Source organism: Terriglobus sp. ADX1 (assembly GCF_036877645.1).
In the GTDB taxonomy this organism is placed as follows: Bacteria; Acidobacteriota; Terriglobia; order Terriglobales; family Acidobacteriaceae; genus Terriglobus.
On the sequence record NZ_JAEDXV010000007.1, the window covers coordinates 45148 to 66652 of the forward strand.

Below are 21505 nucleotides of genomic sequence, written 5' to 3' on the forward strand. Positions count from 1 at the left end.
TTTCAGGAGAATTACCGGCAGCCGCAGATGATTGATGGGAATGGGGTTACGCGGCGAGGGGCTTGACAAGATTTTCGAGCACTCAAAAAAATGCTTTTCTCTTCACCCAACGAGCGAGTGAAGAGAAAAGCAAAAGGAGGCACTACGTTGAATGGGAAGCCTGCTGGCTCCCATGTCTGCCACCCCCTAGATCGGCATAGGTTCTGCATCCGGTTCTATTTCGGGTTGTGGCAAGACGTCGTTCGGACCTGCGATCCAGACATAAAGTGTGGGCAGCAGGAAGATGCTCATGACGAGGTCAGAGATGAGACCGCCTACGATGACGATGGCAAAGGGACGCTGCGAATCGGAACCGATGCCATGCGAGAGAGCTGCGGGAAGCAGGCCCAATACAGCGACGAGCATGGTCATCATGATGGGTCGCAGTCGAAGCACTGCTCCTTCTACGGCAGATTCTTCAATGGAATGGCCGCGTGCGCGAAGCTGGTTCATGTATTCGAGCATGATGACGCCGGTCTGCACGGACACACCGAACAACGCGAGAAAGCCAACGCTGGACGACACGCTGATGTTGGTGTGTGTGACAAGCAGCGCAAGCAAGCCACCGACACGCGCCAGCAGAACGTTAACGAGAATCAGGAACGCCCATTTGAACGACTTGAACATCATGTAAAGGATCATGAAGATGAGCAGCACAGTGAGAGGCACGATGATGGCAAGACGTTTGTCTGCGCGCTGCTTGCTTTCATATTCACCGGCCCATACGAAGTGGTAGCCCGTGGGTAGTTTTACTTCGCGATGAACCGTGTCGATGGCTTGTTCAACAGTGCTGCCAAGATCGCGATCACGTACACCGTACTTGACGGCGATGTAACGCTGCTCGCCTTCACGATAGACTTCCGACGCTCCATCGGTTGTTTGAATGTGGGTGAGTTGCGCCAGTGAAACGCGCTCGCCTGTTGGCGCTAGCAGACGGATGTTGCGAATGGCCTCTTCGGTATCGCGGTACTGCTTCTGGTAGCGAAGGACAACGTCGAAACGAGCTTCGCCCTGCAATACCTGGCTTACAGCGTTGCCACCAACTGCAGTCTGAATGGCATCCTGAATATCAGCGACGTTGATGCCCCATCGCGCCGCAGCAGCGCGGTCCACGGTTAATGTGAGATTCGGTTGACCGATGATGCGGAAGAGACCGATGTCAGCGACACCGGGAATCTTGCTCATGACGTTGACGACCTGATTCCCTTTTGCCTCAAGCGTCTTCAGATCGTCGCCGTAAATTTTGACGGATAGCTGACCTTTGACGCCACTGACAGCCTCTTCCATGTTGTCTTCAATGGGTTGTGAGAAGCCCCAGATGACGCCGGGAATCTTATCCAACTGCTGATTCATGGAAGCGATCAAGTCGTCCTTGTTCTGATGAAAGATGGGACGCCACTGATCGCGTGGCTTGAGGTTCACGAAGTATTCCGTGTTGAAGAAACCGGTCCAATCTGTGCCGTCGTCAGGACGACCGATCTGGCTGACGACTTCTGTCACTTCAGGAAATTGTGCAAGAGCAACGCGTGCCTGATTGGCGATGGCAAGACTTTCGTCCGGTCCTGTAGAAGGAGCGAGTGAGCCGCGGACCCATAGCGCGCCTTCATCAAGATGCGGCAGGAACTCAGAACCGAGCACGCCACTGTAAAGTAGGAAGATAGCGAGAAACAGGCCCGCCACGCCTATGCCTACTGTGATGCTGCGATGATGAATGGCTTCGCGTACACGTTTGCGGTACGTGCGCGTGAGGAATTCAACGACGGGGTTGTCCCATTCACTTGCGCCTTTGCGGAACAGCAGACTTGCAAGCACCGGCGCAACGATCATGGAGAACAACAACGCGCCCAACAGAGCGTATGCCACGGTCCACGCCATGGGTTTGAAGAGGCGGCCTTCTACAGATTGCAGCGTGAAGATGGGGAGATACGCCGTGATGATGATGGCGATGGCGTAGAAGACGGGGCGCTGCACTTCATGTGCGGCCTCGCGAATTTTCTCTTGCGGAGAGAGACTCGAATCTGCGCGATGACTAAGATGGCGAACGATGTTCTCCACCATCACGACGCATCCATCAACGACCATGCCGAAGTCGAGCGCGCCGAGAGACAACAAGTTGGCGGGGATGTGTTGGAGGTCAAGACACATCGACGCAAAGAGCAGCGCAAACGGAATGGTGACGGCGACGATGATGGCTCCACGCACATTGCCGAGGAAGAGCATCAGGATGACGATGACAAGGATGATGCCTTCCGTGAGGTTGTGCAGTACGGTGTGCGTGGTGAGATGGATGAGATCACTGCGATCAAGGAATGGAACGATTTGAACGCCCGGTGGCAGCAGTCCTGGCTTAGCCGGGATTGCGGGCTGTGCCTTGTGGAACCAGCCTGCAGGCACAGCGGGTTGCGCGGGTGTTCCGTTTAGCTCAATTACTTTTTGTTCAATTGCCTTGAGTGCAGGATCAGCGTCTGCGCCCTTCTGCAGCAGCAGCACACCTTCAACGGTGTCAGGGATGTCGATGAGTTTGCCGTTCTTCGCTCGATAGGTTTTTGAGATCTGGCCGAGACGAATCTTCGGTCCCTGCTCTACATCAGCGATGTCGCGGATACGCAGCGGTGTGCCGTTCTGCGTTTTGATGACGGTGCTTTCAATCTGCTGCACTGTCTGGAACAAACCAACGGCCTGCACATTAATTTGCTGCGTGCCTTCTGTAATGAAGCTGCCACCGGCATTGGTGTTGTTGTTGGCGAGTTGTTGCTCCACCTGCGCGATGCTGAGGCCGTAAGACACCAGCTTGTCCGGGTTCAGATGGATCTGGTACTCCTTCGTGAGGCCGCCGAAACTGGCCACATCGACAACGCCGGGCACGCTTTTGAACTGCTTTTCGACGTACCAGTCCTCAAGCGACTTCTGCTCCATCACGTCGTAACTTGGATTGGTGCTTTCGATGGTGTACCAGTAGACCTGGCCTACGGGGCTCCAATCAGTTTGCAGTTGCGGAGTGAGTCCTGCGGGGAGCGTGACACCACCAAGACGCTCCAACACACGTTCGCGATTCCAACTGTTCGTGGAGTCATCGTCAAAATTCATAACGATGCTGGAGATGCCGGCGAGGCTGAAGGAACGCAGCGTTTTCATCTGCGGTATGCCGGCCATCTGAATTTCTGTGGGAACGGTGATCTGCTTTTCAATGTCCTCTGCAGAGTGACCGGGCCACTGCGTGATGATGTTGACGTAGTTATCCGCGACGTCAGGATAGGCTTCCACCGGCAGACGATGGAAAGAGATTGCGCCCCATACGAACAACAGCAACGTGACGGCGAGGATCAGCAGCCGGTTCTGGAGAGCGAAGTCAACGATCCTGCGAATCATTGCGCCTCCAGCGTTGCTTCCAACTGCAGGACGTTGGAGACGACTTGCTGGCTGCCCTGAATGCCGGAGGTGATCTCCTGACGGTTGCCGGGAAGCACTGTTCCAAGCTGCACAGCCACGCGACGAAAACGATTGTCGCTGGCAGGAACGAAGACCCAATCGCGATCATGCAGATGCAGGATTGCAGACGTTGGAACGACAGGATGTGGCTCTGATGTTTTTGCAGTAAAGGTTGCGTTGACGAATAGACCGAGACGTAAAAAGCCGGGATTGGCAACTTCAATACGCACTTTCGCTGTGCGGATGCTGGGATCGAGGGTGGGGTCAATCTCAGAGATGCGGCCTGTGAGTGGCTGGTTCGCATATCCATCAACCATGATGCGAACTTCCTGGCCGAGCGCAATGTTGGGTAGATCGTTCGCGTAGACATCGCACATGACCCATACGTGGCTTAGGTCCGCGACGGTAAATGCGTTGGAGGAACCGGAGTACGTGACGCCTACAGCGGCGGCGTTGGTGACGGATTGTGCAACGACTACACCTGAAATGGGCGCATAAACATTGACGATGCTGCTGGGATGATGTTTGTCGATGCCGAGTGTGGCGAGCTGTTGATCGGCTGCGTCGAGATCGGCCCTGGCGTCTTTCTCGCTGTCCTCTGCCTGTTCGAGACTGCTGAGCGGGATGGCTCCGTGTTCGTAGAGGTCCTTGGCGCGGAGATAGGCTTTGTTGGCTAATTGCTCGTCGTTGACTGCTTTGAGATAGGCGTTGAATGCGCCGGTTACGTCGTTGCTCTGCACACGTAACAACAACTGCCCTTTCTTTACCTGATCGCCGAGACGCGTCTTGATGTCGATGACGCGTCCGCTGGCGAGGGAGATTACGGGGACTTCACGCGAGATGTCAGGGCTGACAACGCCTGTGACGTTGAGTTGGCGCGGTGTGTTGATGAGGCTGGCGGCGACGAGAGGAAACAGTTCAGGCTTGGCAACCTGAACGAGACTCATGTCGCCAGCTTCGACGGGTGCTGCCGTTTTGGGTGCGCCATCGGCGGGATTGAATGGCTGCTTGTTGCAGCCCGCAACCACACCACATGCTGTAAGACCGAGAACGACGAGGGAGCGAGAGAACATCATGGAATCACCTCACGGCCAACAGCAAGATTGAGTTGAGCGCCAGCAGTCATGTAAGTACCGATGAGTTGGAGATAGGTCAGCTCTGTGCTGCGAAAGCTGTCCTGTGCGTTCAATAAATCCAACAGCGATGCACCACCGCGCTGGTAAGAGTACGTAACGTTGTCGCGGATGCGGCTGGCCTGATCGAGATAACTGGCTCGGTAGGGTCGAAGGAGATTCAGCGTGCTTACGACCTGCGCATAGGCAGAGTCGACATCGGCGAAGACCTGGGCATCCACGGCATCCTGCTGGAGTTGATTGCGGGTGATATCGAGCGCTGTACGAGCCTTCTCACCCTGATTGCGATCGAAGATTCGCAGGGGAATGCTCACACTCAAGCCGAGTGTTTGATGGGCGTAGGGGTTTGAGAACGAAGGGTTGTAGGTATACCACGCGCCGAAGGTTGGATCAGTGGAACCATTCGCGATGGCGAGTTTGTGATTTGTAATCGCCTGCTGCACGGTTTGGTACGCGGCCTTCAGATCGGGGCGACTATCGAGCGCAGTCTGGTGGTAGGTTTCGAGTGGATCCACCTGATCCATGAAGTCGAAGTTGCCCTTTACGTCGAACTTTTCAATGGGCGTTTTGTCATGCATCAACTGAAGCAGAATGATCTTGGACTGCCGCAGATTGACGATGGCGGTTTCCAGTTCTGACTCATACTGTGTTCGTTGTAGCTGGATGCGATCGAAGTCGACCTGAGCGATGTCGCCCTTCTGCCACCGTACTCGGCTTATCTCAATGAGGTGGTCGTAGTAATCGAGTTCTTCATGCGCGAGCGCCAGGATGGCTTTCGCCTGCATGGTTGCGATGAATTGCGAGCGCAGGTTGAAAAGAAGGTTGCGCTCCAGATCCGCATGCTGCGAGGTTGCGATGGCGGTTCCCTGACGTGCGCTTTCCGTTCGAAGTTCTCGCTTACCATCGCGCTCGTGCAGGTAGCTGATATTGGGTGAAGGAGAAACGCCGGAGAGTGGGCGCCAGACGCCTTGATACGGAGCGATCTGCGTGCCGTCTGCATTGACTGTGAACTGTGGATTGGGACGGAGATGCGCTGTGATCTCCTGCGCCTTCATCTCCCGCACGTTCACCGTGTCTGCAGACAGCGTGGGGTTTTGCGCTTCGAAACGAGTCTTGACATCGTCCCAGCTCAAGCCATTGGGATTGGAAGCCGCAGCCTGCGCCTCTTGTGCGGAGTGCATTGGCTGTGTGGGTAAACCCGCTATGCTTTGGGATTGTTGATCCTGTGCCTGCAGCGTGTGGCACGAGGCTGCAAGGGAGATGACGCATACGAGAGCAAGGCACGAGAAGTATCCGCGACTCTGTTGTCGACGCTCTATCTGGCCACTTGCGGCGAATGCCTGTGGCCGCAGCCGCATGGTGGTCGCTGGGCTCATGCTTTGACGATAGGAGAGGAAGAAAGCCGCAAAAGACTATCTTTTGGGATACCCAGGCTATCTTTCAGCCAAAAACTCCGTACTATTCTCTGTGTTGTTTCAAGATGGAGTTCAGCTTCGCCGGGAGAACCAGGATGGACGCGAATGTCGACGATCAACCGTTAGCGTCTTCGCGGGAGACTGCTTCCGAGCGAAAAGGTACGAGCCCTCTCGGAAATTTTCTTACTGCTCCCTTGCGGCAGAATAGGCCCGTTACCATTGCGGCCGCTATGGCTCTCATCGTCATCGTTGTTGTCGCCAACTGGCGCAGCGCCGATGAGGTGCCGCTCGGTTTCCTGTACCTGTTTCCGATGCTGATGCTGGGCCGCGTGCTGCGGCCGTGGCAGACCATTGTGGCCGCGGCGCTCTGCACTTATCTGACCGAAGTCTTTGACCCGTTTGCGTGGGAGTTTCGGAATGGCGTCACGCGTGACGTACTGTACTTTGTTGCGTTCTTCACGATTGGTATTTTTGTGTACCAGGTGTCGCGGAATCGCGCAGTGATGGATGCGCAATTACGCCAGATTGAAATCCAGAGTGCAGCACGATTGGAAGCAGAGCAGCAGTTGCTCTCTTTAATTGAGAGCAGCCCCGCCGCGATCATCACGACAAAGTTTGATGGAACGATCCTGATGGCGAATGAAGCGGCGCAACGACTGCTCTGCGGCACGTCATCGCCGCGCCTGGTGGGCAGAACACTACATGACTTTCTGCCGTCGCTGCTGCATGTGACACAACGTGATCCTGGTCATCACTCTTTCCGCACAGTGATGCAGGCGCGTGGACGCAGGATGGATGGCGATACGTTTCTTGCGGAGGTCTGCTTCTCGACGTATTCCACCGTGGCAGGGCCGCGCTTTACAGCAATGATCCTGGACTCATCTGAAGAATTGCGTAGCCGCGAAGAATCAAGTCTGCATCAGATGCTTGCGGGATCAAGATTGGCAGTGAGCGCTATGTCGCACGAGATACGCAATGTTTGCGGAGCAATTACGGTGGTGCATCGCAACCTGTCGCATGCGCACGGAGAGGTTTTCGATAAGGACTTTGAAGCGCTGGGGAACCTGGTGCTTGCATTGGAGCGCATTGCCGCGGTGGATTTGCGGCCCTATCCCGAGCAGTTGGCACGCGTGGACATTCATGCTTTGCTGGAGGACCTGCGCATTGTGATTGCGCCGTCGCTACAGGATTGTGCTGCGACGCTGGTGTGGAATCTGGAGCCGCACTTGCCATTGGTATGGGCCGATGGAACGAACCTGATGCAGGTGTTTCTGAATCTGACCACGAACAGCATCCGCGCGCTTTCGCAGGTGGAATATCCAGCGGTGTTGGAGATTCATGCGTTTCAGAAAGAGACGACGGTGATTGTGGAGGTGCAGGATAATGGCGGAGGCGTACCGAACGTGGAACAGCTCTTCCGGCCTTTTCAAGAGGGCGCGCAGAACACCGGACTTGGGCTGTATCTGGCGCGGGCATTTACGAGGGCTTTCCGCGGGGATTTGCAATATCGCGCGATACCGAATGGCGCCTGCTTTATGGTGAAGCTGCAAAGCGTTGAGGATGAACTGTAGTGACAAATAGTCCTATACGGTTGTTGTTCGTGGATGACCACACACTCTTTCGGGAGAGCGTCGTGCGGCTGCTGGTACATGAGCCGGATATGACGGTGGTGAGCCACTGCGCGACGCTTGCGGATTCGCGCCAGGTTCTGATGACGCAGGAAGTGGATGTGGTGCTGCTGGACTACGACCTGGGGAACGAAGTGGGAACACGGTTGTTGGAGACGTTGCCACAACTGCTGCATGCGCCACGATTTCTGCTGGTGACGGGTGGTATGGAAGTGGCCGAGCTGCAAAGAGCGCTGAATGCTGGCGCATCTGGTGTGGTATTGAAACACAGCGATCCGAGACAGTTGTTGCGTGCGATTCGCGCCGTGGCCGAAGGCAACCAGTGGTGGGACGAGAGCGCGATGCGCATGTTTCTTGCGCCAGCAAAAAGGATTACGGACGTTCATAACCCTGTTGTCACGGAGCGTCAGCGACAGATCCTCCACCACATTCTGGATGGACTGAGCAATAAGGAAATCGGAGCTGTACTGGGCATTTCAGAAACTGCGGTGAAGGCGAGCATCCAGGAGTTGTTTCATAAGGCTGGTGTGAGGACGCGCAGCCAACTGGTGCGGGTGGCTTTGGAACGGCATTCGGAAGACTGGCTCAAGCCTCGGAGTTAGGTATCTGAACTACCTTTAGCTATATTTCATAGCCTTAGGGTCTGTGGTGACATAGAGTCTCAAAGACAGATCTCCGGAGGTTGTGTTGAAGCGACTTGTGCAGTTTGTATTTGTGCTGGCTGTTCTGTTTCTGCTTGTGCAGATCGTTCGTCCTTCGATTCCGACCCAACCCGCGGCTGCTGAGATTCATGCGCCTGAGAATGTGCGGCGGATTCTGCGCAAGGATTGCTATAGCTGCCACTCCGATGAGCGTCGGCTTGCATGGTTCGATGAACCGGAGCCAGCTTATTGGCTTGTGCGGAAGGACATTCTGGAAGCGCGCGAGCACCTGAACTTCTCAACGCTGGGCAGCAAGCCGGATGCTGTGCAGAAGGCCACGCTATACGAAGCTGTGAACATGATCCAGCTTGGCGCGATGCCCTTGCCGCGCTTCCTGGCGTTGCACCGGGACGCGCGTGTGACGCCGGAAGAGTTGGCGACGCTTAAGGATTATCTATCGCCGTGGGGTCCTCTTCCCGCTCCCACTGATACAAAGGGCGCACCTACAACAACGACACGAGTTGCGTTGGACAGTGTGAAGCCGGAGTGGAATGGGTTGGCGTTTGAGCCAACGTTCGCGACGTGGAGACCGATTAGCTTCACCGATCGCGGCGACAATCACACGTTCCGTTTCATTCTGGGCAATGATGTTGCGACAAAGGCCGTGGCTGAGGGGAAGATATCTCCATGGCCGGATGGCGCGAAGCTGGCGAAAATTGCATGGAAGCAGGAAACCAGCAGCGACGGAACGCTTCGCGCAGGCGACTTCATCCAGGTGGAACTGATGGTGAAGGACGCGCAGAAGTATGCGTCCACTGCAGGATGGGGTTGGGGTCGGTGGCGCGGGCTTGATCTGCAACCCTATGGCAAAGATGCAAGCTTTGTGAAGGAATGCACAGGTTGCCATCTGCCGGTGAAGGGTGACGACAATGTGTACACGTTGCCTATGACTGCTGCCACGGTGCCGGGCACAGAAGTGGTTAACAATCACGCGGTCAAGCTGCCTGCGTCACTTCCCTATCAACCACTGGCGTGGACACCGATGACGATGCTTTCCGATCCTGCTCAGCGGACGCTTTCTGTTCTGTATGGCAATGACGCGGCTTTGCACAATAGCGCTGGCGGGGTGGTGGCGTTGGTAACGTGGGCGGAGCGGGATGATCCGCACTGGTTTGGCGGGAGGATTCCAGATTCGCCGGTGCGTGTGGAGTTTCTTGCGAACGGTGCGGAGTACCAGCAATTCGCGGGGCCGCAATGGGCCAAGGTGGAATCTACCGCGAGTTTCGTTGCACAGCGCAAAGAGCTTCTGTTGAGTTTGAAGCCGGTTTCGTTGCCTTAAATGATGGCGCGGCAAGTGCACGATGTTTGACCGTGCACCTGCTGTTGCATGCGCTGATCTATGCGGAGAGCACCGAGGTTTTGCCGTCGGGTGTTTTCGTAATGGCGTGGAGTGTGTTGCCTGCCGCATCGATGTGACGCAGCGTGAGCAGCTTTTCCGTGACTGAAAGATGGCTGAAGCCGTTGACTTTCTGTGCCCAGGGACCACGTTGGTCCGGGGTGATCTTCAGGTCGTAGAGGTCTGCGCCACCACCACCGGAGAGGAAGAAGCTGGTGGGATGACCGGCGAACTCGAGATGCTGCAGATCGTGATCGTGTCCTGCAAGATAAGCGTGCACGTTGTAACGCTGTAGCAAGGGATCCCAATCGCGGATGAGCATGGGGTGGTCGCCGTGCGGGCCGTCCGTGTAGACAGGATGATGCGCCATGACGATGGTGAAGGGCGTGAGGTGCGGCTTGGCTAGTTCCTTCTCAAGCCATGCAAGCTGCGCTACGCGTTCTTCTTCCGTGAGTGTGAAATTGCGGTTCGGCGTGCCGTCGGGGTTGGGTTTGATTTCGTGCGGCATGTTGCTGTCGAGCGCGATGAAATGGATGAGCGGCTTCTTTGCGGGAAAATCGAAGCTGTACCACTTGGCGGGCATGGTCCAGCGTGTGTGGCCGCGGCGCGCGTAGGCTAGTTCCGCTTCGACCTTGCTGGTGGGATACATCTGGTAATCGTGATTGCCGAGGATGGCGTATGCCGGGCCGGGAAAGACGCTGGCGGGATAGAGGTCTTCAAAGTGGGTCTTCCAACGCGGCGAATCGACACCACCGGGTAATTCGTCGTACCAGTTATCGCCGAGCATGAGGAGCGCTTGCGCATGAAGACGCTGTGCCTGCGCGTACTTCACCATGCCTGCGGCAACCAGCTCCTGGGCGGCAGGACGTGCATATCCCCAATCGCCAACCATGAGCAGATCGGCTTCGCCATGTGGCGCTGCAGCGATGGCAGGGATGGCCTGCGAGGCAAGAACGGCGGCGCTGAAACCGATGGTCTGCCGCAGAAAGCGGCGACGAGTGATCTGCAAATCCATTGTTTCGGGATTCCCTTCTGGGTCCACTTATACCAACCGATGATGAAGGTGTCGCAAATTCCTGGAGAAAGGCAGTCATCTTCGGTTTCCGTTTTCACTGCGGATAATAACTGACTGGACTCGCTGACTTTCGTGTTTATCAATTTGTAAGTCGTTACATTTTCGCTTAGCCATTTCGTTACTTCTGCGCCGATCCTTCTCGTTGTGATTTCAGTCAGAATCGAACAACCGACGAAGAACATTGGTTGTCGCATGATATCTCCCATTTGGGAGATGGCGATCGTGCAGTGGCACGGAAGAATGGTCCTCAAATTATGCCGGAACAAGTGAATGAGGAGATATGTCCGGCTTGGGGGATCTTATATGCGTTATCTAGTAAGTGTGTTGCTGGTTTGGGTCCTCGGAGTGGGGGGCATAACCTGGGGGCAGGACGCGAACGGTCAGGACCTGGCATGTGGCGATATGCCCCAGAAAGCAACTTTGACCAAAAGCGATCCTGCAAGCATCGAGGGAGCAATTACGGCCATCGCAATGCTGAGACAGTGTCAGATCGTAAACCGCCCCGGACATAGGGGCACCGATGATGAGAAACGGTGCATCAGCAAGACACTCGGAAGCGGAGCCTATCTCGCTCTCGCGCATATCGACTTAAGCACGAACCCGTTTTATTCCAACGTCGGCGTTCGAGAATTGGTGAAGTGCGTCAACACACCGACAAACACGGATGTAAATGGCGGTGCGGCACAATCGCAGGTAACGCTGGAAGCGATCCAGAATCACTTAGCCGACTTTCTGGCTGAGAGGCAAGATTCGTCCAAATTACACGAACATCCACTTCCGGATGTGCAGACCAGTCGATATCGGATTATTGGCGGTCTCTCTGTCGCTGCTGCGGCTTCACAAACGCCGGAAGGAAAGTTCTGGGGTGATGCCGCGGTGCATTTTCCACTGTCCAGATACCAGGATTTGGGCGCTATCTTTGCGTTGTGGGGCGATCTGCGGATCGCAAGCATTGCACAGCCCGGGCCGATTTCAAGTATTGCAACGAATGGGGTCAGTTCTTATGTGACTCCGGCGAGCGCTGCTCCGAGCGACATCGTGCAATCGTTTGAGTTACATGCGGGATTAGATGGGGCACTCTATACATTTGGGAAAAACAGGACTCCAAACACAATTTCACTTGTTGCCGCGGGTGGCATTATCACGCCGATTTCTACATCACAATGGACACCGGCGTTCTATCAACTTAGTGACAACCTTATAAGCGACCTGAAAGGCACATACTCAGAAGCTTCATCGCAATTCGATTCGGCATGTAAACACGATTCGAACGGCAAACTGATTCCATGCTACGTTGCATTTCCTCCACAGGATCGGACAACGCTCTATCGTGACTGGGGCACCGGAGTACGAATGAAGTGGTTCTGGTATGACAAGACCGCGAACACATATACATTCCCGTCGAATGTCGATTTACTGTTCGGGCAGAGTGAATATGTTACGGGCGGAAAGCTCTCGGGATGGGTACTTCACTTTGGGGGGACTACACCGATTCCCGCATATCCCTGGCTTTTTGTAACCGGATCTTTTGACACAAGGCTAGAAAAGGCAAATCCGGGAAATTCATTTACGCTTGTATCCGCTCCATCGGGTACAACCCTTACGCTGACAGACAACAATGTAGTTGCCATTCCTGTGTCACAGCCAAATCGAGATCGTTGGCAGTTTGGCATCGGGTTCGATCTGCCGACGATCATGAAGCATTGGCCGAAGAAAACGCAATAGTTAGCTTTCCTTACTTTCAGCGGGATATCTGCTGAAAGTATAAGTCCCTGCTCTCTGCAAGGATTAAGGCAGGACCAATGCCCTGCCTTTTTTCTATGTTGACGTAAGTTGGTACTACCCGCTTTTCTTGGTGAGGTTATGGAGAGTTGCAAGGAGACAGGTCCTTCGACTTCACTCCGTTTCGCGCAGGATGACGCACTATGTGCGTTTGAGCTTCGCTGGTCGCGCTTTGCGCGAATGGAGCGGCTTTCGCCGCTCTGCCCAGGTTAGCTTCGCGAACCTGGGGCACCCGGCTTTGTGGCTGAAAACTTTGGTCATTCGTGGTGCATGGGAATGCGTAGGGATTCTTCGCTTCGCTCAGAATGACGGTCGTAGCGTAGAAGTGCGTTCGTGAAGCTAATCGGAATAAGCGGTCGTAATGGCTAATCGGAATCGAAATAACAAAGCCCGCTTGTCTTGTTCACAAGCGGAGCTTTGTTATGCCATCTTTGGTGTTGCGTTATGCACTACGGCTTTGCTGTATTGTTGCTGCGGTTGCTGTCCGGGATACGCTGATCCGGGTCGATGGTTACGCTGGCGATCTTCTTGTTGGTGGGAAGGGCCAGATCGTATTTCGCTTTTTGCATCCAGGTTTCTGCTGGAAGTTTGATCTTCAGGTCTGTGCCGTCTTCGTACTTCACGACAACCCATGCGGGCAGGACGAGTTGGCCGTTCTGTTCGATGGTGACCTTTGCGCCCTTCGACGGATCGGCTGCATCAACGTACTTCACATCCTTTGCAGCGAGGTCGAGCGACCAGTTGTTTTCATACCAGCCGTGCCAGAAGTAGCTGAGGTCTTCCCCGCCCTCTGACTCCATCTCGCGGAAGAAGTCGGATGGTGTGGGGTGTTTGAAGGCCCAGTCGCTGACGTACTTGCGGAAGGCGCGATCGAAGACGTTGTGTCCCAGGATGTCTTCACGCAGCAGCCACAGGCCTTCTGCCGACTTGAAGTAGGTGACGGGGTGACGATACTTCTCGCGGATGGCGTCTGCACGAGAGAGGATGGTGGGCGCCTGCGGGTCTGCGATGACCTTGGCGATCTGGTCTGCGGGCGAGTCAGGACCAGGAGCGTATTCTCCGTCGCGTTTGGGCGCGTACTTGCCGTTCTTGTAGTAGTCGGACTCGTAGATGTCGATGAAGGTGTTGAAGCCTTCGTCCATCCATGCGTCGCGGCGTTCGTTGGACTGCACAATCATGGGGAACCATGTGTGGCCCACTTCATGCGCGGTGACGACGAAGCTGCCCTTGCCCTTGTCCCGGATGCCGTCGAAAACCATCGACGGATATTCCATGCCGGAGGAGAAGCCAGCCACGTTGGTCATGACAGGCCAGGGGTAGGGATACCAGTCGCGCGAGAAGTTTTCGACCGTGTCCTTGGTATATTCCGTGACCATGGGCCATGCGTCGGGGTCGGCGGATTCCGCAGGATAGAAGCTCTGTGAGAGCGCTGTCTTGCCTGCAGGCAGGTTGATCTTTGCGGCGTCCCACGCGAAACCTGCGGAGGCCGAGAAGACGGCGTCGCGGGTGCGATCCATATGGTAATGCCATGTGAGCGTGCCGTCTTTCTTCGGACGGCTGTTGGGGTCCTTGATCTCGTCGACGGAGCGGATGACGACGGTTGCGTCGGACGTGCGCGCCTTGGCGAGGCGATCGATCTCCGTCTTGGTCAGCACATCCTTCTCGTTGACGAGGAGGCCGCTGCCTGCGACGAGCATGTTCGAGGGTACGGTGACGTAGTAGTCGTAATTGCCGAATTCGGTGTAGAACTCGTTGCCGAGGTAGGGCTGCGTGTCCCATCCGCGGACGTCGTCATACACACACATGCGCGGATACCACTGCGCGATGTCGTAGATTTCGTAACCGTCGCGCGACTTGTCTACCGACGTGCGACCGCCCCAGCGTCCCGGTACCTTGTAGTGATACTTGATGTGGATTTTGATCTGGCCATTATGCGCGAGTGGTGTGGGCAGGTCGATGCGTGCGCGGGTGTCGCTGACGATGTACGTTGCCTTCTCAGGCTTTGCACCCTTGGCATTTGCGATGAGGTCCACTGACTCGAAGACAGTGCCTTCCGTGAACTGATCCGCGGGGGCGCGGCGGCTGCCACCGGCGAAGTTGCGAGCGCGTGCGTCAAGGCGATAGGTGTTCTGCTCCACCTGCAGCCACAGGCTGTTCAGCGTGTCCGGCGAGTTGTTGGTATAAGTGATGGTCTCGTCGTTGCTGAGCGTCTGCGTGGCCGTGTCGATGCTGGCGTGCATCTCGTAGTCGGCCTGGTTCTGCCAGTAGTTAGGACCAGGTGCGCCGTTGCCACTGCGATAGATGTTGGCCGTCTGCGGCATCTGGAAGGGCGCGAAGGTCTTTAGAGGATCGTATGTGGCAGAAGGGCCGCCAGTGTCAGGCATTTGCGGGCGGCGCTGCTGGCCTTCGGGCGGTTGTGCCAAGGCAAGTGTGGCAGTAAAGGCTACGGCGACAGCAATGATGCTGCGACGCATGGCACGGGTGTGCTGCATGGCGGACTGCTCCTGAACGGGTGTGGCTCTATCAGAACAGCTTGCAGCCTGTGCGGCAAGACGGATGTTGGGATTTTCGTTGCGGTGTCGTGGGATTACGTCGCGTTGCCAGGGAAGATAGGTTTGCTAACTATGCCTGCCTACAGGCAAGAGGCATTATGCGGCTACTGTCGCTTCGATAAGTTCGGGGGCGGCTTCGCGCGGCTTCTGTTCGTCGTAGGCGACGAGCGGCAGGTCGGCGTCGCGCCAGCCTTCGAAACCGCCGCGCAGTGGACGCACGCGGTGAACGCCAAGACGCTGAAGGCGTTTCGCGAGTGTGGCGGATGTTTCGTCGTTGGGGCAGGTGCAGTACAGCACCACGTCCGTATCGCGTGGCAGCAGGTGGCAGTGCTTCTCCAACTCTGTGGGGCTGATGCGGAGAGCGCCGGGCAGCACACGCGGGTCCGGCAGGTAATCCAGCGGATGGCGCAGATCCACGATGAACGGATGCTTCGCGTCGCCCGATTCAGCCATGTTCATGAGGTTCTTCAGCTCGGTCGCGGTGATGGCGGAGTTTTGCAGATCGCGCAGGAACTGACGCTGCGACCAGATGCGGCGAGCCACAAGGCCCAGAACCACCAGCACAAACAGCAGCACACCGAAACGCGTGAGCAGATGAATGAGCATGGCGTGCTTTTCTGCGAAGTCGCCGATGAAGCGTCCGCCAAAGACGAAGGCCGAAGCCCAGATCGCTGATCCTACGAGATCGTAAGCGGCAAACCGAGCGAAGGGCATGCCTGTTTGCCCCGCGATGGGAGGCGCTACCGTGGAAAGTCCGGGAATGAACTTGGCGAAGAGAAGTGTGGTGGCGCCGTGACGGCTGAAAGAACTCTCCGTCTTTTTAACGCAAGTGGATGCCTCCAGCGACATGCGGCACACGAGTTTGACCACGCGACTGCCGTAGCGAACACCGAGGTAATACCAGAGCGAATCCGCGATCAGACAGGCGAAGAGAATCGAAGCCATGACTGGCAGTGCATGGATGCGATGCGTTGCGGTAAGCGTTCCAGCCGCCACGAGCAGCGGTATTGATGGCACTGGAATGCCAAGCTGCTCCACCAGCACCCAGAGAAAGAGGATGCTGTAGGCATAGTGTTCGAAAAATGCAACCGCGATCGGCATAACCAGGGGGACCTATCTTTGTAGATGATGCAGGATCGCCTTTGGTTTCGCACAGCCCCGGACAATAAAAAAACGGCTGACGCTTTGAAAGCGTCAGCCGTTACGTAAAAGACCTACTTGTTATGGGTGGCTACGAAGTACTTTGCCACGGTGCCAACGAACGGGCGGGCATCGGGCGGGGTAGGGATATTGCCATTGAGAATCGTCTTGAACGGCGTCGCGGTACCGTAATACTCGCGCGTGTCATCCACGTTCTGCGAGAGCACGGTTCCATCCAGATTGATACCGGCGAAAAGGCCCTTGGAACGCGAGTAGGTGAGGAACTCGGCGTTGAGCTTCCAGTCGGTACCGGCCTGCGCGTTGCGGCCCACCGGACCGGCAGAGGCAGCGGCGTCTGCGCCAATCTTGAACTTGTTCTGCAGCATGTGCTGCAGGCCATTCTGGTTCATGGCAACGAGCACCAAGTCAGTGGACTGACCGCCGATCTGGAAGCCGACGCTACCGCCCGTCAGCTGCACGAAGACCGGAGCGCTCCATCCGTGGCCGGTGCGGCAGGTAGCCACGCCCTGGCCGTACTGTGCGCCGACAATAAACGCGCCCTTTTTGTAAGCCGGGATCACCACAACGCAGCTTGCGCCGCCCAGAATGGAACCCGGAATGGACTTGTCCGGAGTCGCCATAATCTCGTTGAGGATGTTTTGGGAGTCGGTCAGACGCTCATTCAGCTTTGCTTTGTCGGCAGCCATGGCCGGAATGGTTACGGCAACCACCATTGCCGAGCACATTACAGCTTTCCATCGATTGATCACAGTGTTCACCCTATCCGTAGCCGCCTTTAACCTCAGCGCTACTGTCAATTCAGGTAGTGGGATGAATTGAAGGCAAGGAACGTTGTACTCAAATAGTTGGAGGGTGAGTTGTGGGGGAGGGTTAGTGCCTTGGAGAGTTCAAAAAATGGGGGCTGTCGATCAGGTTCTCACCCGCGCCGCCAGCCCCTCTTCTCCCAGGTCTGTGTTACGTAAAGCTAGGATGAAGTGCGCAAGAGTATTGTTCAAGTTACGGAGGACTTACGACCCCATAAATCAAAACAAATCCCCGTAAAAGCTCTGAAAATCAGGGGAGATGTGTGGGGCAATTTAGAAATTTAGAGCTCTTTGCCGATCTGCATTTCCAGGGCGCGCACTGTTAGCGCGACGCGGTTGGGCACACCAAATTTCTGCAGCAGTCGACCAACGTGGCTTTTGACCGTTTTAGTTTCTACGCCAAGTGTGGCGGCAATCTCGCGATTGGCACGGCCTGCGATGAGCAGTTCAATGACTTCCTGTTCGCGAGGTGTGAGGCGGACCTCGGGTGCTCTGCCCTCAGTCGGAGCAATGGTGTCAATCAGGCTGGCGAGTACCTTGCGTGGCGCCCAGATGGAACCATCCGCCACGACCTCAACAGCCATGGTGATCTCTCTGTGGTTTGCAGTATGAAGGAGATATCCCTTGGCACCGCTGGCGACGACTTTCTGAATGAATCCTGGATCACTGCGCACGCCGAGGACGAGGAGGCGCAGACCGGGGCGCGCACGGCGCAGAGTTGCCATGAGTGCGGGCAGGTCATCTTCCGGGATATCGATCAGGACCATGGCGAGGTCGCTGTCGCGGAGCGTCTCCGGCGCCGTCATGGGAACGATGTCGCACGTCTCTTCCAGGATGGCGCGGAGACCCTCAATACGCAGGGCATCACTACTGACTACACCAATCCGCAGTCGCCCACCCGCCGATTGGTCAGAAGTACTCACAACTTTGGCAGCACAATTCCCTGCTGCCTTTGGTACTTTCCGGAGCGGTCCGCGTAGCTGGTCTCACACACCTCGTCCGACTGGAAGAAGAGGATCTGGCAGAGGCCCTCGTTCGCATAGACCTTTGCCGGGAGAGGCGTGGTGTTGGAGATTTCGAGGGTAACAAAGCCCTCCCATTCCGGCTCAAACGGCGTGACGTTCACGATGATGCCGCAACGCGCGTATGTGGATTTGCCGACGCAGATCGTGAGGACATCGCGCGGGATGCGGAAGTATTCGATCGAGCGGGCAAGTGCAAACGAATTTGGGGGAACAATGACACTATCTGCCTCCACCGTGACGAAAGAGCGTTCATCAAAAGCTTTCGGGTCAATGATGGCGCTGTTTACGTTGGTGAAGATTTTGAATTCGTTGGAGACGCGCAGATCGTAGCCGTAGGACGAGAGCCCATAGGAGATGCAGCCCTTGCTCATCTGCTTCTCGCTGAACGGCTCGATCATGCCATGCTTCATTGCCTGCTCACGGATCCACTTATCGCTCTTGATCGACATTGCACTCCTGCTGCGAGGGTACGCTGGGCGTAACTCTGCTATTTGTGTCATCTTACGACAATCGGACGCTTTGATCTTTTTTGTGGACACAGGATTCAAGAGAATGTTGACACGTGTCAATGGTGTTCCTAACATCTGGGTAATGCGCCCGTTGCAGCATGGCCGCTACGACACTGGAAGGAAAAGTAAATCCGTGATCAAGCAGGACCTGATTCAGCGAGTCGTGGACCGTACCGGTCTACCAAGAACACGTGCCGAGCAGGCCGTGGAAGACATTTTGAAGGGCGTAAAAAAAGCGCTTACCGCTGGTGACCGCATCGAATTACGCGGCTTCGGCGTCTTCACGGTGAAGCCACGGAAGACCGGCATTGGTCGCAATCCACGCACCGGAACCGAAGTGGATATTGAGCCCGGACGCGCCGTGCGCTTCAAGCCTGGCAAAGATCTCCAAGAATTGGATAAGCCACTGGCAAGCAAAGCCGAGTAGCCCACTTTACATCAAGCTAATCGCATCGACATCCACAATGATGGCGTTGCGCGGGATGCCCTTGTGTTCCGCGTGACGCAGCATGTTACGCAGCCCCGCCTGCAGGTCGCTGCGTTTCTGAGCCTTCAGCAGCAGGTGATAGCGGTAAATGCGCTTAAGGCGTGAAACGGGCGCCGCCGCAGGGCCGAGCATGCGTACTCCGGGCACGGATGCGGTATTGAACCAGCGACCCAGTTCCCCGCTCCACCGCATGGCTTCACCCATATCCTGTGACTGGATGAGCACGTTGGTCAGCACGCCGAATGGCGGGTAAAAGAACGGCCGGCGGAATTGCATTTCGCGACGTACAAAGCCTTCGTAGTCATGCGCTGCGGCGCAGCGGACGGCGTAATGGTCCACATGATAGCTCTGCACCAGGACTCGGCCAGGCTTTTCGCCACGACCGGCGCGTCCGCTGACCTGCGTGAGCAGCTGGAAGACGCGTTCTGCGGCACGGAAGTCCGGCATGCCGAGTGCGTGATCGCAACCGACGACGCCCACAGTGGTTACACCGTGAATGTCATGCCCCTTGGCGATCATCTGGGTGCCCACCAGAAGGTTGATTTCACCGGAGTGGAGACGCTGAAGCAGACGCTCCATGTCGCCGCGTCCGCGGACGGTGTCGCGGTCCATGCGGCCGATGCGGGCGGATGGGAAGATCTCCTGCAGGCGTTCTTCGCCCTGCTGTGAGCCTGCGCCCATGTAATAGAGGTGCTCGCTGGAGCATTTGGGGCAGGTCTTGGGTACGTTGCGACGGAAGCCGCAGTAGTGGCATTCGAGGCGCTCGCCCGGTTCGGCGTGGAGATCTGTGCCGTGAACGTGCTTGTGAAACGTCATGGCGATGGCACAGTTTTCGCACTCGATTTTTTCGCCGCAGGAACGACACAAGACAACGTAGCTGTAGCCACGGCGATTGAGCAGGATGATGGCCTGTTCGCCACGGTCGAGTGTGGCCTGCGTCTCTTCAATGAGGCGGCGGCTGAAGAGATGCTCCGCGCCAGTTTGCTGAAACTCAGCGCGCATGTCGACGAGTTCGACTTCCGGCAATGGGCGGTTCGCCACGCGCTGTTCCATCTTCAGCAACGTGTAGCGGCCGGTTTGCGCGTTGTTCCAGCTTTCGAGCGAGGGAGTTGCAGAGCCGAGGATCACGGGAATGTCGAGCAGTTTGGCGCGCATGACGGCAACGTCGCGACCGTGGTAACGCGGCGTTTCTTCCTGCTTGTAGCTGGAGTCGTGTTCTTCATCGACGATGATGAGGCCCAGCGACGGCACGGGTGCAAAAACTGCCGAGCGAGTGCCGACGACGACACGAGCCTGTCCCCGACGGATGCGGTGCCACTGTTCAGCACGCTCATCTGGCGAGAGTTGCGAATGCAGCAACGCGACGTCATCGCCGAAGGCTGCGTACATCTGCCCGGCCATGGCGGGGGTGAGGCCGATTTCAGGGACCAGCAATAATGCGGCTTTGCCGGCTGCGAGAACTCGCTGCATGGCGGCAAAGTACACCGCAGTTTTGCCGCTGCCGGTGACGCCATAGAGCAGATGTGGTTTGAAGCTGGCTTCCGCAAGCGATGCCGCGATAGAAGCTAATGCCTCCATCTGTGTTTCATTCAACGCGTGTTCGTGCGCGTGCTTTTTGCCTTCGGCGTGCACGCCGCCGAGATGGAAGGCGAGTGGCGCGTCTTCCAGGACAACGAGGCCGCGGCGTACGAGCGTGGTCAGCGTGGAATCCGGCACAGGAAGGTCGCGCAGATGGCGCACTGGCATGCGACCGCCGACCGCAGTGAGTTCCGCGAGAATGCGCATCTGGTTGTCGTTCAATTTGGGAAGGCGTGCGTCTTCGACCAATACTGCGACACGCTCGGTGCGACGTGCGTCACGTTCATCCGCCTCCACTTCGCGTATGAGCCAGCGCTTACGCACCATGCCTTCCAGCAGCGCCTTCCCTGCTCCGGTGGCGGAGCGGAGTTGTGCGAGTTTGAGTGCGTTTCCGCTTTCCAGTGCGTTGAGTACGGCGTATTCCCGGTTTTGTTCTTCCGGCGACAGCTTGGAGCGGCGCGACGAACCTTTTTCTGCGCCTTCATACAAAACCCGGCGGCCCTGTTCCGCAATCCGATACAGAAACACTCGACGGATTTCCGCGGTGAGGGGCAACATGCCGCGCAGAACCTCGCCCAGCGGAGCTACATAATACTGCGCGATCCATTCGGCGAGACGCAGGAGGTCGTCAGGCAGGAGCGATGCGTCGTCCAGCACCTGCTGTACCGGCTTGATCTCAAATTCGCCTTTCGGTTCCTGCGCATGCACGCGCAGGATTACGCCCATCAGCCGTTGTCCGCTGAAGGGTACGAGTACGCGCGCGCCGATGACAGGCGCCTCGCCGTCGACCCGATACGTAAAAGACCGGTCTAACGGAACAGGCAAGGCGACGTCTACAAAGAAAGACACATC

At 56.5% G+C, this 21505-nt stretch carries 15 protein-coding genes; 5 read left to right on the plus strand and 10 right to left on the minus strand.

The features are described 5' to 3' along the window. Positions 1-186: 186 nt before the first annotated feature. From JAO32_RS06490 to JAO32_RS06500, 3 genes are read right to left on the minus strand one after another with little or no spacing between them, the layout of a single operon-like run. Complete coding sequence (locus JAO32_RS06490) at positions 187-3408, minus strand: efflux RND transporter permease subunit (protein WP_334238683.1); 3222 nt, start codon at positions 3406-3408, stop codon at positions 187-189. Next, positions 3405-4544: an efflux RND transporter periplasmic adaptor subunit gene (locus JAO32_RS06495; protein ID WP_334238684.1), complete on the minus strand. Its 1140-nt coding sequence runs from the start codon at positions 4542-4544 to the stop codon at positions 3405-3407. Before JAO32_RS06495 ends, JAO32_RS06490 begins: the two co-directional genes overlap by 4 nt. After that, positions 4541-5977: a TolC family protein gene (locus JAO32_RS06500; RefSeq protein ID WP_334238686.1), complete on the minus strand. Its 1437-nt coding sequence runs from the start codon at positions 5975-5977 to the stop codon at positions 4541-4543. Before JAO32_RS06500 ends, JAO32_RS06495 begins: the two co-directional genes overlap by 4 nt. A gap of 269 nt (positions 5978-6246) precedes the next feature. Between JAO32_RS06500 and JAO32_RS06505 the strand changes: the two genes are divergently transcribed. The 3 genes from JAO32_RS06505 (at position 6247) to JAO32_RS06515 (ending at position 9624) form a co-directional block, all read left to right on the plus strand. Further along, positions 6247-7587 carry an ATP-binding protein gene (locus JAO32_RS06505; protein ID WP_334238689.1) on the plus strand — a complete coding sequence of 447 codons (1341 nt, stop codon included), beginning with the start codon at positions 6247-6249 and terminating at the stop codon, positions 7585-7587. Beyond that, entirely contained in the window at positions 7587-8246 is a 660-nt protein-coding gene (locus tag JAO32_RS06510) for a response regulator transcription factor (RefSeq protein WP_334238690.1), read from the plus strand. Before JAO32_RS06505 ends, JAO32_RS06510 begins: the two co-directional genes overlap by 1 nt. Before the next feature lie 85 nt (positions 8247-8331). Continuing rightward, positions 8332-9624 carry a cytochrome P460 family protein gene (locus tag JAO32_RS06515; RefSeq protein ID WP_334238693.1) on the plus strand — a complete coding sequence of 431 codons (1293 nt, stop codon included), beginning with the start codon at positions 8332-8334 and terminating at the stop codon, positions 9622-9624. Between the two features lie 58 nt (positions 9625-9682). Here the strand turns inward: JAO32_RS06515 and JAO32_RS06520 are convergent, their stop codons facing one another. Next, the gene (locus JAO32_RS06520) at positions 9683-10696 is read right to left on the minus strand and encodes a metallophosphoesterase (RefSeq protein WP_334238695.1); all 1014 of its coding nucleotides are present in this window, start codon (positions 10694-10696) and stop codon (positions 9683-9685) included. Between the two features lie 363 nt (positions 10697-11059). On the opposite strand from JAO32_RS06520, the gene JAO32_RS06525 reads away from it, so the two are divergent. After that, the gene (locus JAO32_RS06525) at positions 11060-12481 is read left to right on the plus strand and encodes a hypothetical protein (protein WP_334238696.1); all 1422 of its coding nucleotides are present in this window, start codon (positions 11060-11062) and stop codon (positions 12479-12481) included. A 506-nt stretch (positions 12482-12987) separates the two neighbouring features. Here the strand turns inward: JAO32_RS06525 and JAO32_RS06530 are convergent. The 5 genes from JAO32_RS06530 to dcd all read right to left on the minus strand — a co-directional run bounded on the left by JAO32_RS06530 (position 12988) and on the right by dcd (position 18528). Continuing rightward, entirely contained in the window at positions 12988-15030 is a 2043-nt protein-coding gene (locus JAO32_RS06530; protein WP_334238698.1) for a M1 family metallopeptidase, read from the minus strand. A gap of 156 nt (positions 15031-15186) precedes the next feature. Then, entirely contained in the window at positions 15187-16191 is a 1005-nt protein-coding gene (locus JAO32_RS06535; RefSeq protein ID WP_334238699.1) for a VTT domain-containing protein, read from the minus strand. Positions 16192-16304: 113 nt separating this feature from the next. Further along, positions 16305-16976: a lipid-binding SYLF domain-containing protein gene (locus JAO32_RS06540; RefSeq protein WP_334238701.1), complete on the minus strand. Its 672-nt coding sequence runs from the start codon at positions 16974-16976 to the stop codon at positions 16305-16307. Positions 16977-17335: 359 nt separating this feature from the next. Then, complete coding sequence (locus JAO32_RS06545; RefSeq protein WP_334238702.1) at positions 17336-17977, minus strand: response regulator transcription factor; 642 nt, start codon at positions 17975-17977, stop codon at positions 17336-17338. Continuing rightward, positions 17974-18528 carry a dCTP deaminase gene (gene dcd, locus JAO32_RS06550; protein ID WP_334238704.1) on the minus strand — a complete coding sequence of 185 codons (555 nt, stop codon included), beginning with the start codon at positions 18526-18528 and terminating at the stop codon, positions 17974-17976. The genes JAO32_RS06545 and dcd overlap by 4 nt, the downstream gene beginning before the upstream one ends. 193 nt (positions 18529-18721) lie before the next feature. Here dcd and JAO32_RS06555 point away from each other — a divergent pair, with 193 nt between their 5' ends. Further along, positions 18722-19015 (plus strand): HU family DNA-binding protein, encoded by a 294-nt coding sequence (locus tag JAO32_RS06555; RefSeq protein WP_334238885.1) that lies wholly within the window; start codon positions 18722-18724, stop codon positions 19013-19015. Between the two features lie 6 nt (positions 19016-19021). Here the strand turns inward: JAO32_RS06555 and priA are convergent, their stop codons facing one another. Next, positions 19022-21502, minus strand: a complete 2481-nt coding sequence (gene priA / locus JAO32_RS06560) for a replication restart helicase PriA (protein WP_334238706.1) — start codon at positions 21500-21502, stop codon at positions 19022-19024. Positions 21503-21505: the final 3 nt, after the last annotated feature.

Bases quoted from the DNA above. Each gene is read 5' to 3' on its own strand.
- dcd (WP_334238704.1), bottom strand. From the start codon at position 18,528: ATGTCGATCAAGAGCGATAAGTGGATCCGTGAGCAGGCAATGAAGCAT.
- JAO32_RS06490 (WP_334238683.1), bottom strand. From the start codon at position 3,408: ATGATTCGCAGGATCGTTGACTTCGCTCTCCAGAACCGGCTGCTGATC.
- JAO32_RS06500 (WP_334238686.1), bottom strand. From the start codon at position 5,977: ATGAGCCCAGCGACCACCATGCGGCTGCGGCCACAGGCATTCGCCGCA.
- JAO32_RS06505 (WP_334238689.1), top strand. From the start codon at position 6,247: ATGGCTCTCATCGTCATCGTTGTTGTCGCCAACTGGCGCAGCGCCGAT.
- JAO32_RS06530 (WP_334238698.1), bottom strand. From the start codon at position 15,030: ATGCAGCACACCCGTGCCATGCGTCGCAGCATCATTGCTGTCGCCGTA.
- JAO32_RS06540 (WP_334238701.1), bottom strand. From the start codon at position 16,976: ATGTGCTCGGCAATGGTGGTTGCCGTAACCATTCCGGCCATGGCTGCC.
- JAO32_RS06520 (WP_334238695.1), bottom strand. From the start codon at position 10,696: ATGGATTTGCAGATCACTCGTCGCCGCTTTCTGCGGCAGACCATCGGT.
- JAO32_RS06525 (WP_334238696.1), top strand. From the start codon at position 11,060: ATGCGTTATCTAGTAAGTGTGTTGCTGGTTTGGGTCCTCGGAGTGGGG.
- JAO32_RS06535 (WP_334238699.1), bottom strand. From the start codon at position 16,191: ATGCCGATCGCGGTTGCATTTTTCGAACACTATGCCTACAGCATCCTC.
- JAO32_RS06495 (WP_334238684.1), bottom strand. From the start codon at position 4,544: ATGATGTTCTCTCGCTCCCTCGTCGTTCTCGGTCTTACAGCATGTGGT.